This window comes from Kitasatospora sp. NPDC023120, from assembly GCF_055560835.1.
Window position 1 is genome coordinate 177,851 of the sequence record NZ_JBVHHY010000004.1, and the last position, 13,800, is coordinate 191,650.

A 13,800-nucleotide genomic window follows, 5' to 3' on the forward strand; every position below is an offset into this window, starting at 1 on the left:
CGACGGCCTGACGGTCCGGTCGAACCGACGGCCCGGCCGGGGTCATCCCTGCCCGGTGATCATCCTGAGCATGGCCCGCGCCGTGTTGTCTCCGAGTCGATCCCCTGGACGACCTCGAGCAGGGTCACGCCAGGCACCCGCTCCCACTGGTGCCCGGTCGGCAGGGGGGCGTTCTCTCCCGAAGCACGGGCTCGTTCGCTGCTGCCGTTGCGGCGCCGGCCAGCGCGGTCGCGGGAGAGTTCCAGGCTGTCAACTGGACATGCCGGTGCCCCCGAGGTCTTGTGAGCTCGGGGGGCACCGGCATGCTTCGGGTCGAGGTCAGCTGGTCTTGACCCATTCCTGGCAGGCGGTGGTCTTGAAGATCTTGTCGCCGGTCTTGATGGTGACGGTGGCGGGGCCCTGGACGGTGTCGTTGGCGATGATGGATCCGACGCCGTCGCCGCCGTTGTTGCGCTCCCAGTAGCACATTCCGATGCCGCCGGGCTTGGGGCCCTTGCTCTTGTAGGTGCCGGGCTGGATGTCGGTTCCGACCTCGTAGCTGCCGTCGCCGCCGATGGTGCTGCCCTTGGGCTTGTCGGGCGTAGGAGCAGCGGGGGCGGCTGCCGTCACGGTGACGGTGGCGGCAGGGAGAGGTGCGGGCGCGGCGCCCGCAGCGGCCGGAACGGTGACGGTGGTTGTGGCCGTGGGTGCGGCGGTCGGAGTGTCGTTCTTCTTGTTTCCGCCTCCGGCCGCGCCGAGGGCGATGCCGAGGATGAGGGCGGAGGGGGCGACGAAGCGGACCTTGCGGTAGACGGGGCGCTTGGCCGGGGCGGTCGGCTGCAGGGTGTACTGGTCGCCCTGGACGGGGGTGGTCATGAGGAATGGTCTTCCTGTGAAGGTGGTGCGTGGACAACGCGCGCCAGCCTTGCGCATCCCTGAGTGGCATCGGGGGCAAGTGACCGAAACGTAGCCCAAAGGGGGATATTCCGTGGTTGTGGCGGTGGGATCAGTCCTCCCCGCACCCGCAGGGGTCAGCCGCCCGCGCACCCCTACTCGGAACCGCCGACAGGTCCTCCCCGTGGAACAGGTACTGACCGGCCGGCAGGTTGATCACTTCTCCTGCGACAGGCGCAGGCCCATCGTGGAGAGGACCACTGCGATCTTCTCGCGTAGCGTTTCGGCGTCCGCCTGGGTGCCGTGCACCAGCAGGCACCAGTCGTCCGCGTACCGGACCAGCCGGAAGTTGGGCAGACTGCGGCGTCGACGCCTCCGACGCTCGTAGACATCAGATCCGGGCCCTCCTGGAGTCTGGGCGATGAACTCGTCCAGGACCGAGAGAGCCACGTTGCTGAGCAACGGCGAGAGGATCGAACCCTGCGGAGTGCCGGTGTCGTTGTCCCGCAACAGGCCGTCCTCACCGAGGATGCCCGCCTTGAGGAACGCCTTCACCAGAGCCAGAACGCGCTTGTGTCCGACTCGCGCCCGCATCCGGTCCATCAGGGCCGTGTGCGAGATCTCGCCGAAGCAGGCTTTGATGTCGCCTTGAACGATCCACTCGTACTTCTTGGACGTGAGATGACGCACCTCGGCCACCGCGTCATGGGTCCGGCGGTTCGGGCGGAACCCGTAGGAACAGGGAGGAAGTCCGCCTCGAAAATCGGCTCCAGAACCAGCTTCAAGGATGCCTGCACCACCCGGTCAGTGATCGTCGCGATCCCCAGGCGACGCAACCTGCCGCCCGCCTTGGGGATCATCCGCTCCCGCACCGGCAAGGGACGGAAACTACGGTCCTTGATCTGCGACCGCAGCATGCCGAGGAACTCCTCGACACCCGTTCCCAGCGCGATTTGACGACGCCGTGCGTCCGTCCACCCCGGCCGTAGGTGCACCCTTGTTTCCCCGCACACGATCCCAGACCACCAGAAGGAAGCCCGGATCGGCTACGAGATTGAACAGGTCGTCGAACCTGCGATGAGGATCATCACGAGCCCAACGGTGCAGCTTGGTCTGGATATCCAGTACCCGCAGCTCCGCCCCGAACAGGGCGGACTCCAGATCGTCGGTGTTCACCGGCGATGACCTCCTGACCTTCCAGTACTTCAGCCACTGACTTGCCGGCCCCCTTGGCCCTGCGACCGGCTTTCCCGGCCTCCTTGACGGGTCGTTACTCCCGCGACTACTACGGGGCCTCCGCCCCACCCACGGCCATCAGTCGGCAATGGACCTGCCCACCACCGCACTGGCTGTACGGCGGCTCGGGCGACCGGGGATGGTTCCCACGTTCACCACAAAATCGATCGGTCAGGGAGGCATCCAGCTCTACTCCGGCAGCATCGCCACGCCTACGCCGCAGGCTTTCAACGTGGCATCCCCACCGGAAGAGAGACCCGGCTTCGGAGTTGACCGCCCGTCCGAAGACGGCCGTGTCAAGCACTGCACACCGGCCCGTATCCACCAGGTTTGAGCCGGCCACCTGCTTACGGAGCTTCAACCACTGGTTTGCTCTCGCTACACCTTCTGACCTCGCTAGACGGACCCGCACCGTCCGGTAGTCCCGGCACGTCCCGCCGTTGTCGGGGCTGCTTGCTGCCCTCCCCGGCGTTCCCCGGATCAGGCTGCCCCTGCTTCACCAGACCGCTGCGACGGTCCGGCGGAGAAGGTCTTTCACCTCCACTCGATCGTGTGGTACTTCGTGGCGCACTCCCCTGACAGGTGACCTCGACCGCTTGCCGAAGGACCTTGACCGCAGGTCCGATCCCTCATCCGGTCAAAGTGTCTGATTCGCCCGCCCGGTTGTCGGGCCGCCGGTCTCGCCGCACCTTGTCGGTGCGGTGAACGTCGGGTTGCTGCCGGTCAGGTCGCAGCTGGCCGCCCAGAGGCGTGCCGCAGTCGTGGAATCGGCGAGGTGGTTCCAGAGGGGTTCGGTCCTGGGGGTACCGCGCAGCCCGAACGCCCGCGGACTCAGCATCTGGCCGCCGCGCACGCTCGGGTCGAGTACGGCCCGGACGGCGGGCCATGCGGCGGCGTCCTTGCCCTGGACGGCCAGGCCGAGCGGCAGATGGCTCAGCCGCTCGCCGGTGGTCCGGACGTGGACCGGCGGGCGCGAGGGGGTGAGGGAGTCGAGTGCGCCGCCGGGGTGGACGAGCACGCTCAGTGTCGTGCTGGCAATGGCACGCAGACGGCGGTCCAGTTCGAGGGCGAAGACCATCTGGGCCAGCTTGGAGCGCGCATAGGCACGCTTCGGCCGGTAGTCGTGCGCGTTCTGGAGATCGTCGAGGTCCAGGCGTTCGGACTTGGCCGCGAAGCTGCCGATGGTGACGATCCGGCTCCCCGGGGTCGCCGTGAGCAGGGGGCCAGGTGGTGGGTCAGCGCGAAGTGCCCCAGGTGGTTGGTCGCGAACATCAGCTCGTGGCCGTCCCTGGTCTCACGACGCGGCGGGTGGTCGAGCGCCACGCCGGCGTTGCGGACGACCGCGTCCACGGACGCCTTGATCGAAGCGAGGTCGGCCAGGTCCAGGGGCACATGCTTCACCCCGGCACCGGGCACGCGCGAGCCGATGGAAGCGATCGCGGCCTCGGCCTTCGCCCGGTCGCGGCTCCCGAGGACGACCGTGGCCCCGGTGCCGGCGAGCTGCTCGGCGACGAAGTACCCGATACCCGCATTGCCGCCGGTGACCAGGAAGCTCTTTCCGCGGGCATGAGGCAGTCGGTGAACGTCCCATTGCGGGGCCTGGGGTACGGATCGCATGGCGGTCTCCCGGAAGCTCGGAGTGGTCTCAAGGAGAGCGGGCCCGGCACATGAAGCTGCGGGCTCCGTACGGCGGCGGCCCAGGAGGCGGAACTTGGAGCAGGGGCGGCCGCTGGTCAGGCAGACCAGTACGGGTCGTCGTACGTGGCGAAGACGTCCGGATTGCCGTTGGCCACGACAGGGTCGGGTGTCGGGGTGCCGAACAGGTCCCGGCCGTCGGGCACCGGGATCGGGCTGACAGTGGCCTCGATGTCGATGTCCCCGGCGGAGCCGATGCCGATTCGCACGGTGAGACCCTCCGCGGTGGTGGCGGACACGGCCTGCCCGGCGGGCCCTGCTTCGACGCGGTAGCCCTTGGCCGTCCACACGCTCCGCACCGTGTCCAGCAGGGTGGCGTACTTGGCGGGGCCGACCTTGGTCATGATGTGGCGCTTGCGGGAGGCTTTGGCGTAGCCGAGGGAGTGTGCGTTCAGGCCGGAGGAGTACTGCTCCCTGGTCTCGGGCCAGGCATCCCAGTACCGCAGCGCCGGCTGCACGTTCGAGGTCGCCTCGTCCAGCAGGGCGTTGAGCTTCTGCAGGGCCTGCGCGGGCGCCATGAGCGGGGCCGTCGCCGTCGGGTCCGGGCGGGCGCCGTCGTTGACGGCGGCGGTGAAGGCGCCGCAGGCCGTCAGACTCAGCAGGAGCGCGAGGGGCACGGCGGCCGCGGCGAGGCGCCGCGTCAGCAGCCTGCCGGGTCGCGGGGCGTTCGAGGGCACGGCGCCGACGGGTGACGAGCGGCTGGGGGGATGCTCATCATTGGCCCTGCCTCGTGACGTGGTTGTACGTGCCGGCCAAGAATTGGCCGATGTTGTTGACCCAGACTGCGGCGTCGTCCGGTGCGGGGTCCTTCTTCGGCTCGTCCGTGTAGTGGGAGTGCGAATCGAAGGACAGCGGCGCGCGCCGGCGTACGCGTTCATGGACTACGGTCCCCCTGTCAGCTGTCCTGCGTCTGCTCACAGAACAGCGCCACCGCACCTGCGCTGCGGTGCGCTTGGCTGCACGCATGAGCGATTTGTTTGTGCGGGTGAACGTAGCAGACCGGGACCATGACTCGTCCGGGCGGACCAGGCGGGCGGACCGCAGCTGATGCACGGTGCCTCGCCGCCGATCGCATGCGACGCCAACTGACGGCGCGGACAGGGGAGGCCAGCTCCGGAGGGTGAGAAGGACAGGCTGAGCCGGTCTGTATGCCGCCGAGGTGCGGGTGGCCCACAGGTGCGGATCGTCAGCCAGACGCTGGCGGCAGTAGTCCACGGACGGCACGAACGTATCCGGGCCCGGCGCCGGTGCTCGGGCACCCGCTCGCCGTTCGGGTAACCGCGGATCGTCTTGCGGGTCAACGCCCAGGTGCCGGGCGATGGCCGAGCTGGACCAGCCCTGTCGACGCAGTGCGTGCGCATCCACGTCTTCGTCTCGCGTCAGCACCCGGCCCCCTGAACAGGCCGAACTCGTTGCGAGTGCAGGCTTTCCGGCTGTGCGCGAACCAGCCGGACGCGCCGGTCGAGATCGCGCGATGGGTAAGGAGAGCACGCGAGCAGGTTCGGCAGCCCCCGGAGTGGGGGGATCGGAAGGACGTGACTCCGACGGTCCGCCCCTTGACCTGCTCAGACGGCGGAGGCTGCGTGAGCTCCGTTGCCGAACCACCACTCGACCCCATCGACGCCTGAGGCCCAGGTATCCATGACGCGTTCGATCGCAGGCAGGCCAACCGCTCGGCCGACAGTTACGACGATGAACCGTAGGTCTGCCGGCGCCTCGGCTATGCCCGCGAGCTCCCCGACCGCCTCCCTGAGCACCGCAAACGACTCGGGACTCAAGTGCCCGTGCCCAGCTGCCTGAACGCACAGGTTCTCGCCCTGTTCGACAACCTCGAAGTGGCCGTCATCGGCGACTCGCAGCACGTCACCTGCCGCACATCCGAGCACCATGCCCGGACTTCCTGCCAGTTCGAACAGGTCCGACTGCACCAGGCGGGCTGGCAGCACCTCGAACACCTGGTGCCCGGAACCGGCGTGACCAGCCAGGAGGCGTATGTGGGTACTGGTCGGCGACTGAGGATCGGACGTCATGTGTGTGATCGTCCCACAAGCCTCCGACCACAGCCCCAAGGGCCAAGATCCGAAGGTGAAAGGTGGGAACCGAGAGAGAGCAGGTCTGGCCGGTACCCGAGCACGGGGTGGGGAATTCAACGAGCCAGCCCTATCAGTGACTCCGATCCCGAGGGACGGCCGCGGGTGAGGCATGTTCGGGTCGCCTTGGCGGCCGTCGCGCGCTCGGCCAGCAGCACGGTGGGCTGGAGGGCGGGTCAGGTGCCCGCAGCTCTGCAGGATCTGGACCCGCTGAGCGTGGGCCACCGCTGCCCTGGCTTCCCTCACCCACTGGGGGCCGGTGCGCATGGGCATGGCGTCGACCCTGCGGATGCCGGCCGCCCGCCGCAAGCGGACCGTCTCGGTGCCGCTGGCTTCGGATTGGTCCGCCGACCTGCTGGTGACCGCCATTGGCCGCCGAGACGCCGCCGACGTCAAGGGGCAGGGCGGTTCTTTCCTAGCCGGGGCCAAGCGCGCAAGCTGTCGAGGTGTCAAGGATCGTTTGTCCATTGTGGCATGGTCGGTTTGGCGAGAGCCGCTGCCGACTCGGAGCCGATGGTGCGTGGACAGGGCGTCCGATCCTGGGGCATGGGCAAGACCCGCTCGCAGGCAGGTAGAGAGTGCGAGGTGACAGGGGTCGTAGTGGTCACGCACTGGCAGCCGCTTCGCCGAGGGTGATCGCGCCAGCGGCAGCGGGGCTCGCGGTCTGTTCTCGCACGGATGACCACACCGGGGCGGTGTCGCGCTCGAGACCGCCCGGACGACCGAGCTGCGCCCCGAGGAAACCCGAGTACCTGGTCCGTCCCGACTGAGTAGCCGTGCTGATGCGCGGTCCCGGTTCGGCACGGTGGAATCGGGCCATGGACACCCTTCCCACCGGATCCGCGTCGCGGTCACATGACCGCGACGCGTGGAAGTTTCCGCTCGTCGCGACGGTTCTGCTGCCGGTCTGCCAGATCCTCTACTGGTACTTCGTACTCGTGCGCGCGGTCACGGTCGACCAGTGCGTGCCACGGGGTGCCTGCGGGCGAGACTGGGGCTCGCAATACGACGCCGCCCATGGCCTGATGTGCGCGCAGGTGGTGCTCGTCGCGGCCGCCTGGATGCTGCCGCGCCGGATGCGGTGGGCTCCTTGGCGCTTCGTCGCGTCCGCTGTGAGCGTGATGTGTGGCCTGGCGTGCAGCGTGGTGATCCAGAACTTCGGTTGAGGGCGAGGGCGAGGGCGTGGGCGAGGGAGGGCAGGGGCACGGACGAGCGGCAGGCGGAGCACGAGCGGGCCGCCGTTCGAGCGCGGCTCGACGGCCCGGTGTGAGCCATCCGGAGCTTCGCGGGGCACGTCACACGAAACGGAGCCGGTGCGAGCCGTCCCGGGCCCGCACCGGCTCCGTCCGCGTCCTCCTGTCAGTGGGAGTTGACGATCCAGCCGATGAGCTCCCGGGCGAGGTCCGAGGCGACCACCACGGCGACGCGCTCGATCACGGCCGTGGCGATGCGACGGAGGCCGACGGCCCGCCGGCCGCGCTGCTCGCCCTTGTCGTTGGTGCGGGAATCACGGGTCATGACAGCTCCCGAGGTGCTCGTGCCGACCGCCGGTGCGGCCGGGTCGGCTGCCATGACCCCGTTTCCGGGGAGTTTCCGGCGAAGGCCCACCCGCGCCCGGAACGGCCAACTAGCCTGGTCAGCAGGGTCGGGAGAACAGTTCCGGAGTGCCTCATGGCCCGGACGGCGAGAAGGCTGGGGCGGGATGGCGACGACTGCGAGCGAACGGTTCTGGAAACAGCTGCGGCACGCGTACGACGAGGCGGGCAAGCCGACGCTGGCCCTGCTCACCGGCCTGGCCGACCAGCGCGGGCTCCCGAAACGGGGGGCCGGTCGGTCCGGGCAGTACGCCGCCGGGGCCTCCACGGTCCACGACTGGCTGAGCGCCAAGTCCGTACCGGCGCCCGAGTACAGGACCCACTTCCTGGCCGTCGTGCGGTTCATCGAAGCCCGGGCGCAACAAAGGGGCTCCGGGTACCGGCCTGTGCCACCGGGGCTTTGGGAGGAACTCCTGATCAGAGCACGGGCCGATCGCGAAGCCGCTCGCGGAGGACGCCCCGCGACCAGGAGTGAGCCCGAGATCCCGGCGCCGGTCACGCTCCCGGAGCCGCCCGCCGGCTTCACCGGGCGTGAGTCCGAGCTACGCGAGACCCTGGGTTGGCTCGACCCCCACACCGACCTGATCCAGGCCGACGACGAGCGGCGGGTATCCGCGGTCTCGGTGGTCACCGGGATGGGCGGGGTCGGAAAGACCGGGTTCGCTGTGCACGTGGCCCACCGGGCGAGGAAGTGGTTCACGGCCGGAGCGCTCTTCGCGGACCTGCGCGGATACGTTTCGGGCCGACCGGAGGACTCGGGAGCGGTCGCCGACCGGTTCCTGCGGGCACTGGGCGTCAAGGACAAGGACCTGCCGCGCACCCTCGACGGCAAGTGCGACGCCTGGCAGATGGCCCTCCAAGGCCTCGCCCGAGACGGCCGCCCCCTGCTGGTGGTGCTGGACAACGTGCGGACCAGCGGTCAGGTCTCCCACCTGCTGCCCCCACCGCCCCACCGGGCGATCGTGACCACCCGGCACCGGCTTTCCGGGCCGCTGGCGTCCGCCCGCCGCGTCGATCTCGCTCCACTGGCCACGGACGATGCTGTCGCCCTGCTGGAGCGGGTGCTGTCCGAGGAGAACCCGGACGACACCAGGGTCGTCGACCAGCCCGCCGACGCCCGCCGTCTGGCCGAGCTTTGCGGGGGCCTCCCGCTGGCCCTGCGCATCAGCGCGTCGCTGCTGCGCGACGAGCCGGCGCGCCCCCTCGCCGGCCAGGCCGCGGAGCTCGGCGATGCCCGCACCCGTCTGGACGTCCTGCACTACGACGACGCCGACGAACACGGCAGGCCGATGGCTGTCCGCGCCACCTTCGAACTCTCCTACCGGCACCTGACGGGGCAGCACCAGAAGGCGTTCCGTCTGTTGGCTGCGGCCCCCGGCCCGGACATCTCGACGGAATCCGCCGCCGTGCTTCTCGGGGAGGCCGGGTCCCGACGTCTGTTGGCCGACCTTGCCCGCGCCCAGCTCCTGCAGAGCGCCGGCGAGCGCTGGTCCATGCACGACCTGATCCGGCTCTACGGCGACGAAAGCGGACGCCGGCATGCCGAGGAGGACGGACGGGAAGCCGCGCTGACCCGGCTGTTGGACCACTACCTCGGTGTCGCCCGGGCAGCCGCCACCCACCTGGTGCTGGAAGGCGCCGTCGAGCCGGACTCCCGCGACGACGTCTTCGCCGGCCCGGAACACGCGATTGCATGGTTGGAGACTGAGCGGGCGAACCTGACGGCGGCCTCGGACACGGCCACGACGCTGGGGCATCCCGCAGGCACGGAACTGTCGTTCGCTCTCTTCCTGTTTCTGAAGAGGCGCCGGTACACCGAGGACGCGCTCGCGGTCTCCGGCAATGCCGTCAAGAGCTTTCGGGCGTCAGGCGACCGGGTCGGGGAACACCGCGCGCTGTGCAACCTCGGCGCGGCCTTGGCCGACGGGCGGCGGTTCCAGGACGCGGCCGATGCCTTCACGGCCGCCGTCGCCATCTGCGAGGAGAGCGGAGACTCCGAGGCGAAGGCCACGGCCTTGGTCAACCTTGGGACCGCCCTGTCACTGTGCCGTCGCTATGACGAGGCACTCAGGGCGTTGGATTCGGCGGGCGGCATATTCCGGGAACTCGGCCGGGTCCAGGATGAGGCGCGGACGCTCTGCAACATCGGACACGTGCTGATTGACGTGGACCGGCTCGACCTCGCCGTCAACGCTCTCAACGCGGCAGCCGCCATGTTCCGAAAGGACAGCAACCGCCTCGGTGAAGTCCAAGTGCTGGGCCACATGGGGCGCGCCTTGTCCCGCATGGGCCGGTACGACGAGGCGATCAAGGCCGTGCGCTACCAACTCGTGATGTGCGAGGAGATTGGCGATGACGCCGGCCGGGGAGTCGCTTCGAACAGCCTCGGGGTCGAGCTGGTACGCGTCGAGCGGTTCACTGAGGCTGCGGAGGCCTTCAGGACCGCTGCGGCCGTCTACACGGAGGCGGGTGACCTCCGTCTCGTCGGCAGCGCGCTGGGAAACCTGGGGGCGGTCCTGCGTCGCCAGGGGCAGTTCGATCAGGCGATCGAGGCGCTCACCGCCGCCGCTGCCGCTTGCAGGGAAGCGAGCGACTCCGACGGCGAGCGGACCATGCTGCTCAATGTGGCCGTGACCCACAACGAGCGCTGGAGGCGGCGGAGCTCCGGGGCCATAGGAAGCCAGCACGCGGTCGTCTGGTCGTCGGAGGATTCGGGCGCGGAGGCTGGACCGTTCCGATGAGCGGACGCGTGGTGGCCGCGAAGCCGCTGGGACCGTGAGCCGGGAGGCGGTGACCCGGACTCCGGCCTGGGCGCAGTGACGAGAGCTGAGCCCCACGAGTGGCGGGACGCGCGCGGGCTCCGCGTTGCTCCTGTGCGACATCCCTCGAGTTCCCCTGAGTCCCGCTGAGGTCCTGAGCCCGTGGCCAGGGGGTTCTTCCTCGTTCAGGTAGTCGGCTGCCTTGTGACGTAACTTCGGGATTCCGATGTGCTTGAAGCCCGAGCGTCGGTCCCGCAGCTCGGTCACCCAGGGCCCGGCCCTGTCCCGGGTTGGCCTGCAGGGAGGATCGGAGCGGCCAGTAGTGGGAGCAGTCCGCCGACGGTGAGGTGGTTCGGGACGCGGCCGGAGGCTCGGAGTTCCTGCAGGTCCGGTGTCCGCGCTCTCGCCCGAACGCTTCAGTGTCGGCGGCGGTTGAGCACCCCGATGAGAGTGGCAAGGTCGGCGGCACCGGCCGGGTCGTCTGCGTAGCGGGTGGTCTGGAGAGGGCCGACCTCAGGAAGGACGATGTCCTCCCGGGCCAGAACATAGAGGCTTCGCCATCTTCGAACGTGCTGGTCAGAGGGGCTGGTGTGACACTCGGTCGGGGTGCTCGTGCTGGTCGCGGGCGGGAGTGGCGATCCTCGGGCACCGCAACGCGCAGATGTCGGCCACCTACTCTCACATCAGCGACCCCGTCCTGAAGGATCAGTACGAGAAGGTCATCGCCGCCGGCGGCCGGATCGCGGGCCCCGCCGCGGAGGAGCTGCTCAGCAGCCGAATCGGCGAGGACACTCTGAACTGGCTCAAGAGCAACTTCTTCAAGACCGAATTCGAACTGGGACACTGCCTGCGGGCACCCGCCGAAGGACCCTGCGAGTGCGACCTCTACCTCCGCTGCTCGCAGTTCCTCACCACCAGCGAGTACGCGCCACGCCTGCGAGCCCGACTGTCCCGAGAGCAACAGCTCGCCCAAGACGCCATCGAACGCGCCTGGCCCCGCGAGGTCGAACGTCACACCGCCATCGCCGACCGCATCCGGAGCCTCCTTGCGGACCTCGGCGAGAGTCCCGAACCCGCCCTTGGCGATCACTGCTGAACCGACCCGGGCCAGATCGGATTGAAGAACTGGGTGGACAGCCGGACGGCAACGGCTCAAGGTGGTCGGCATGCTGTCTCTTCGGGGCACCCCCAGTTCGGTTCGCCGCCGGATCCCGCTCACCAAGGCGGAGCGCGTCCTCGTGCTCGACGAGTTCAACGCCGCCGTGCGGTGCCCCGACGCGCACGGCGGGCTCGCGTGCTTGCCGCTCTTCCTCGATGCCCTCGCCCAGGACGAGGACCGGCCCGACGGCACGCGGTGGATCGTGGACGACAACGCGCGGTTGGATATGGCGGCATTGCTGCGCTACTGCTTTCCCCAGCCGGAGATTCACGTGGTGGCCGCGGAGTATGGCGCCGCAGCTCACAAGCGTGGCTGGCTCCGTCTCGATCGAGCCTTGCGGACGGACGAGTACACGAGCGTCGTCGAGACAGCCGAAGGCTGGGCGGAGACCGACCGCACGCTCGACGATGTTCTGGATGCGTATGGTCGGCCCTCCGCGATCTTCGGCGAGGAAGGTCCGCGTTCGGCCAAGACCCTTGGCTACGCTTCCGGCGATCGGACCTCTCCGCTCGCTGTTTTCCACTTCGGCGAGGCCGGAGACGTCCCATCAGCACGCCTGCTCGCCTTCCGGTGCGGTGACGACATGTTCGGAGCGAGCATGAGCTTCACTCCGTTCGGCGACGTCCTTGCTGATGAGCGCGAGCGGCGGCAACACTGACCCGGCCACTCTCACGCGCGCAAATTCGTCCAGATAAAGGTTGATGTGGGCTACCTGGAGCGGCGATTGGCGGGCGAGGAGTTCGTCGGTGACGGGGAAGCCGTCGGCCGCGAGCTGCTTGGCCGCGAGGTCGAGGCAGAGGCTGTTCCACACAGCCACGGCATTGAGCGCCAGGCCGAGCGCGCCCGGTCGAACAGTGCCCGCGGCCCCTCCACGTACGCCCACACCCGCGCCGCCGGGAACGTCCGCACCTCCCGCCCCACAGCACCGCGAAGCCGAGCCGGTGGTTGCTGAAGACCTCGGGGCCGGCCGGGGTTGTATGGCTGCCGGTGCCGGTGCCGGTGCCGGTGCCGGTGCCGTGGCCGGGGCTGTGAGCGGGAGTTGCCCGGCCCAGCCCGGGCTCTTCCCGGGTCGGGGCTGGTCAGGTGTAGTGGTCGAACAGGGCTTGGAGGTAGTCCTCGAGGCGGTTGGTGAGGACGGTGGGGGTGAGGTCGGTGCGGCCGAGTTCGTGCCAGGGGGTGGCGACCTTTTCTGCGTCGGGGGCGAAGGCGAGGGCGTCGAGGAGTCGCCAGTAGAGGTGGTCGTGGTTGTCGGCGAGGGTGGCGCCTGTTGCGGTGTAGCGGTCGGCGAAGTCGAGGCCGGCGGTGGGGCCGTGGAGGAGGGCGAGGGTGGTGGAGCAGTGGGCGACGTCGAGGTCTGCGGGGCCCCAGGAGGTTTCGACCCAGTCGACGATGCCGCTGATGGCGAGTGTCGGGCCGGTGCCGGTGAACAGGACGTTGCCGGGGTGGAAGTCGCGGTGGAGGAAGCAGGGGCGGGTGACCTGGGGTGGCTCACGGCGGATTGCTTCCACTGCGCGTGCCCATAGGGCGGGGCGTGTGGTGTGCGTCGGGATTCGGACGAGGTCGGGGGCGGTCCATGCCTGCCAGGTGCGCGGACGCTGCTCGTCGGTGACGTGCAGGGCGTGGATCGCGGCGAGTTGGGCGGCGAGCAGGTCCGCGCGGCGATGGGTGTCCGGGTCTTCGGCCACCCGTACGGTCCCGGGCAGGTGCGTCATGACGAGTGACGGGTGATCGCACGCGGTGCCGTGTTCGTCGAGGGCGTGCAGTCGTGCGGCCGGGAGGGCGCCCGTTTCCAGCAGGCGCAGCACGGCGGCTTCGCGGGCGAGCATGGCGGGGGCGTGGCGGCGGTAGAACGGTTTGACGAAGGAGCGCAGGACCAGCGCGTACGCGCCCGCGTTGCCGTCCCGGTCCGCCCCGTCGGGGCTCACGCCGTCGGGGTCCGCGCCGTCGGGATCCGGGCTGACGGGGCGTTGGACGTCCAGGCGGCGCATCCGGGAGGTCCAGCCGCCCTTGAGCTCGGTCACCCGGGTGATCTGGTCGCCGGGTCCGAGTGTCTCCTGGACGAAGCGCAGGGTCGCGGCCCAGTCCTGCCCGCCGTCGGTACTGCCGTGCGTACTGCTGTCCGTACCACTGTCGTGTCCGATCACGGGCCAGAGCCTACGCGCCCGTGCCCGCCCCTCCCGGAGCGGGCCGTGACGGTGGCCCAACTCCCTTGCAATCACGGCCCGCAGGCCGTTATTCCGATGGTTGTCGAAGTTTGACAGGGCGGGGCGCGCCCGCTTGGGTGGGGAGGGCGGGCGTGCCCGAAGGGGCGGGAGGCGACTGCAGTGCCGCCTGCGTGCCAGCACACCGGCACGCCCGGACACCGGCACGTCCGTACGTCCGTACGTCCGTAC

At 69.6% G+C, this 13,800-nt stretch carries 11 protein-coding genes and 1 pseudogene; 4 read left to right on the top strand and 8 right to left on the bottom strand.

All coding sequences use genetic code 11. From position 1 onward, the window contains the following. Positions 1-318 precede the first annotated feature (318 nt). The 5 genes and pseudogenes from ACZ3TI_RS07715 to ACZ3TI_RS07735 all read right to left on the bottom strand — a co-directional run bounded on the left by ACZ3TI_RS07715 (position 319) and on the right by ACZ3TI_RS07735 (position 5,834). On the bottom strand, positions 319-855 hold the full coding sequence (locus ACZ3TI_RS07715; RefSeq protein WP_465724512.1) for a hypothetical protein: 537 nt from the start codon (positions 853-855) through the stop codon (positions 319-321). Positions 856-1,089: 234 nt separating this feature from the next. Then, complete coding sequence (locus tag ACZ3TI_RS07720; protein ID WP_465724905.1) at positions 1,090-1,662, bottom strand: reverse transcriptase domain-containing protein; 573 nt, start codon at positions 1,660-1,662, stop codon at positions 1,090-1,092. Between the two features lie 1,084 nt (positions 1,663-2,746). Further along, positions 2,747-3,726 (bottom strand): annotated as a pseudogene (locus tag ACZ3TI_RS07725) (SDR family NAD(P)-dependent oxidoreductase). 116 nt (positions 3,727-3,842) lie between these two features. After that, a complete protein-coding gene (locus ACZ3TI_RS07730) occupies positions 3,843-4,481 on the bottom strand; it encodes a hypothetical protein (RefSeq protein ID WP_465724514.1) in 639 nt (212 codons plus the stop codon). Positions 4,482-5,369: 888 nt separating this feature from the next. Next, the gene (locus tag ACZ3TI_RS07735) at positions 5,370-5,834 is read right to left on the bottom strand and encodes a DUF4265 domain-containing protein (protein WP_465724516.1); all 465 of its coding nucleotides are present in this window, start codon (positions 5,832-5,834) and stop codon (positions 5,370-5,372) included. An 878-nt stretch (positions 5,835-6,712) separates the two neighbouring features. Here ACZ3TI_RS07735 and ACZ3TI_RS07740 point away from each other — a divergent pair. After that, positions 6,713-7,060: a hypothetical protein gene (locus tag ACZ3TI_RS07740; RefSeq protein ID WP_465724518.1), complete on the top strand. Its 348-nt coding sequence runs from the start codon at positions 6,713-6,715 to the stop codon at positions 7,058-7,060. A gap of 193 nt (positions 7,061-7,253) precedes the next feature. Here the strand turns inward: ACZ3TI_RS07740 and ACZ3TI_RS07745 are convergent, their stop codons facing one another. Further along, positions 7,254-7,412 (bottom strand): hypothetical protein, encoded by a 159-nt coding sequence (locus ACZ3TI_RS07745; protein ID WP_465724520.1) that lies wholly within the window; start codon positions 7,410-7,412, stop codon positions 7,254-7,256. Between the two features lie 184 nt (positions 7,413-7,596). Between ACZ3TI_RS07745 and ACZ3TI_RS07750 the strand changes: the two genes are divergently transcribed. From ACZ3TI_RS07750 to ACZ3TI_RS07760, 3 genes are all read left to right on the top strand, one after another. Then, positions 7,597-10,230 carry an ATP-binding protein gene (locus ACZ3TI_RS07750; protein WP_465724522.1) on the top strand — a complete coding sequence of 878 codons (2,634 nt, stop codon included), beginning with the start codon at positions 7,597-7,599 and terminating at the stop codon, positions 10,228-10,230. A 649-nt stretch (positions 10,231-10,879) separates the two neighbouring features. After that, positions 10,880-11,344, top strand: coding sequence for a hypothetical protein (locus ACZ3TI_RS07755; protein ID WP_465724524.1), 465 nt, complete (start codon positions 10,880-10,882; stop codon positions 11,342-11,344). Between the two features lie 70 nt (positions 11,345-11,414). Continuing rightward, complete coding sequence (locus ACZ3TI_RS07760; RefSeq protein ID WP_465724526.1) at positions 11,415-12,065, top strand: hypothetical protein; 651 nt, start codon at positions 11,415-11,417, stop codon at positions 12,063-12,065. Here ACZ3TI_RS07760 and ACZ3TI_RS07765 read toward each other — a convergent pair. Continuing rightward, on the bottom strand, positions 11,955-12,290 hold the full coding sequence (locus ACZ3TI_RS07765) for a Tn3 family transposase (RefSeq protein ID WP_465724528.1): 336 nt from the start codon (positions 12,288-12,290) through the stop codon (positions 11,955-11,957). The two genes, ACZ3TI_RS07760 and ACZ3TI_RS07765, sit on opposite strands and share 111 nt — an antisense overlap. Positions 12,291-12,486: 196 nt before the next feature. Continuing rightward, positions 12,487-13,548: a phosphotransferase family protein gene (locus ACZ3TI_RS07770; protein WP_465724907.1), complete on the bottom strand. Its 1,062-nt coding sequence runs from the start codon at positions 13,546-13,548 to the stop codon at positions 12,487-12,489. Between the last annotated feature and the right edge of the window lie 252 nt (positions 13,549-13,800).

Bases quoted from the DNA above. Each gene is read 5' to 3' on its own strand.
- ACZ3TI_RS07750 (WP_465724522.1), top strand. From the start codon at position 7,597: ATGGCGACGACTGCGAGCGAACGGTTCTGGAAACAGCTGCGGCACGCG.
- ACZ3TI_RS07740 (WP_465724518.1), top strand. From the start codon at position 6,713: ATGGACACCCTTCCCACCGGATCCGCGTCGCGGTCACATGACCGCGAC.
- ACZ3TI_RS07715 (WP_465724512.1), bottom strand. From the start codon at position 855: ATGACCACCCCCGTCCAGGGCGACCAGTACACCCTGCAGCCGACCGCC.
- ACZ3TI_RS07735 (WP_465724516.1), bottom strand. From the start codon at position 5,834: ATGACGTCCGATCCTCAGTCGCCGACCAGTACCCACATACGCCTCCTG.
- ACZ3TI_RS07760 (WP_465724526.1), top strand. From the start codon at position 11,415: ATGCTGTCTCTTCGGGGCACCCCCAGTTCGGTTCGCCGCCGGATCCCG.
- ACZ3TI_RS07745 (WP_465724520.1), bottom strand. From the start codon at position 7,412: ATGACCCGTGATTCCCGCACCAACGACAAGGGCGAGCAGCGCGGCCGG.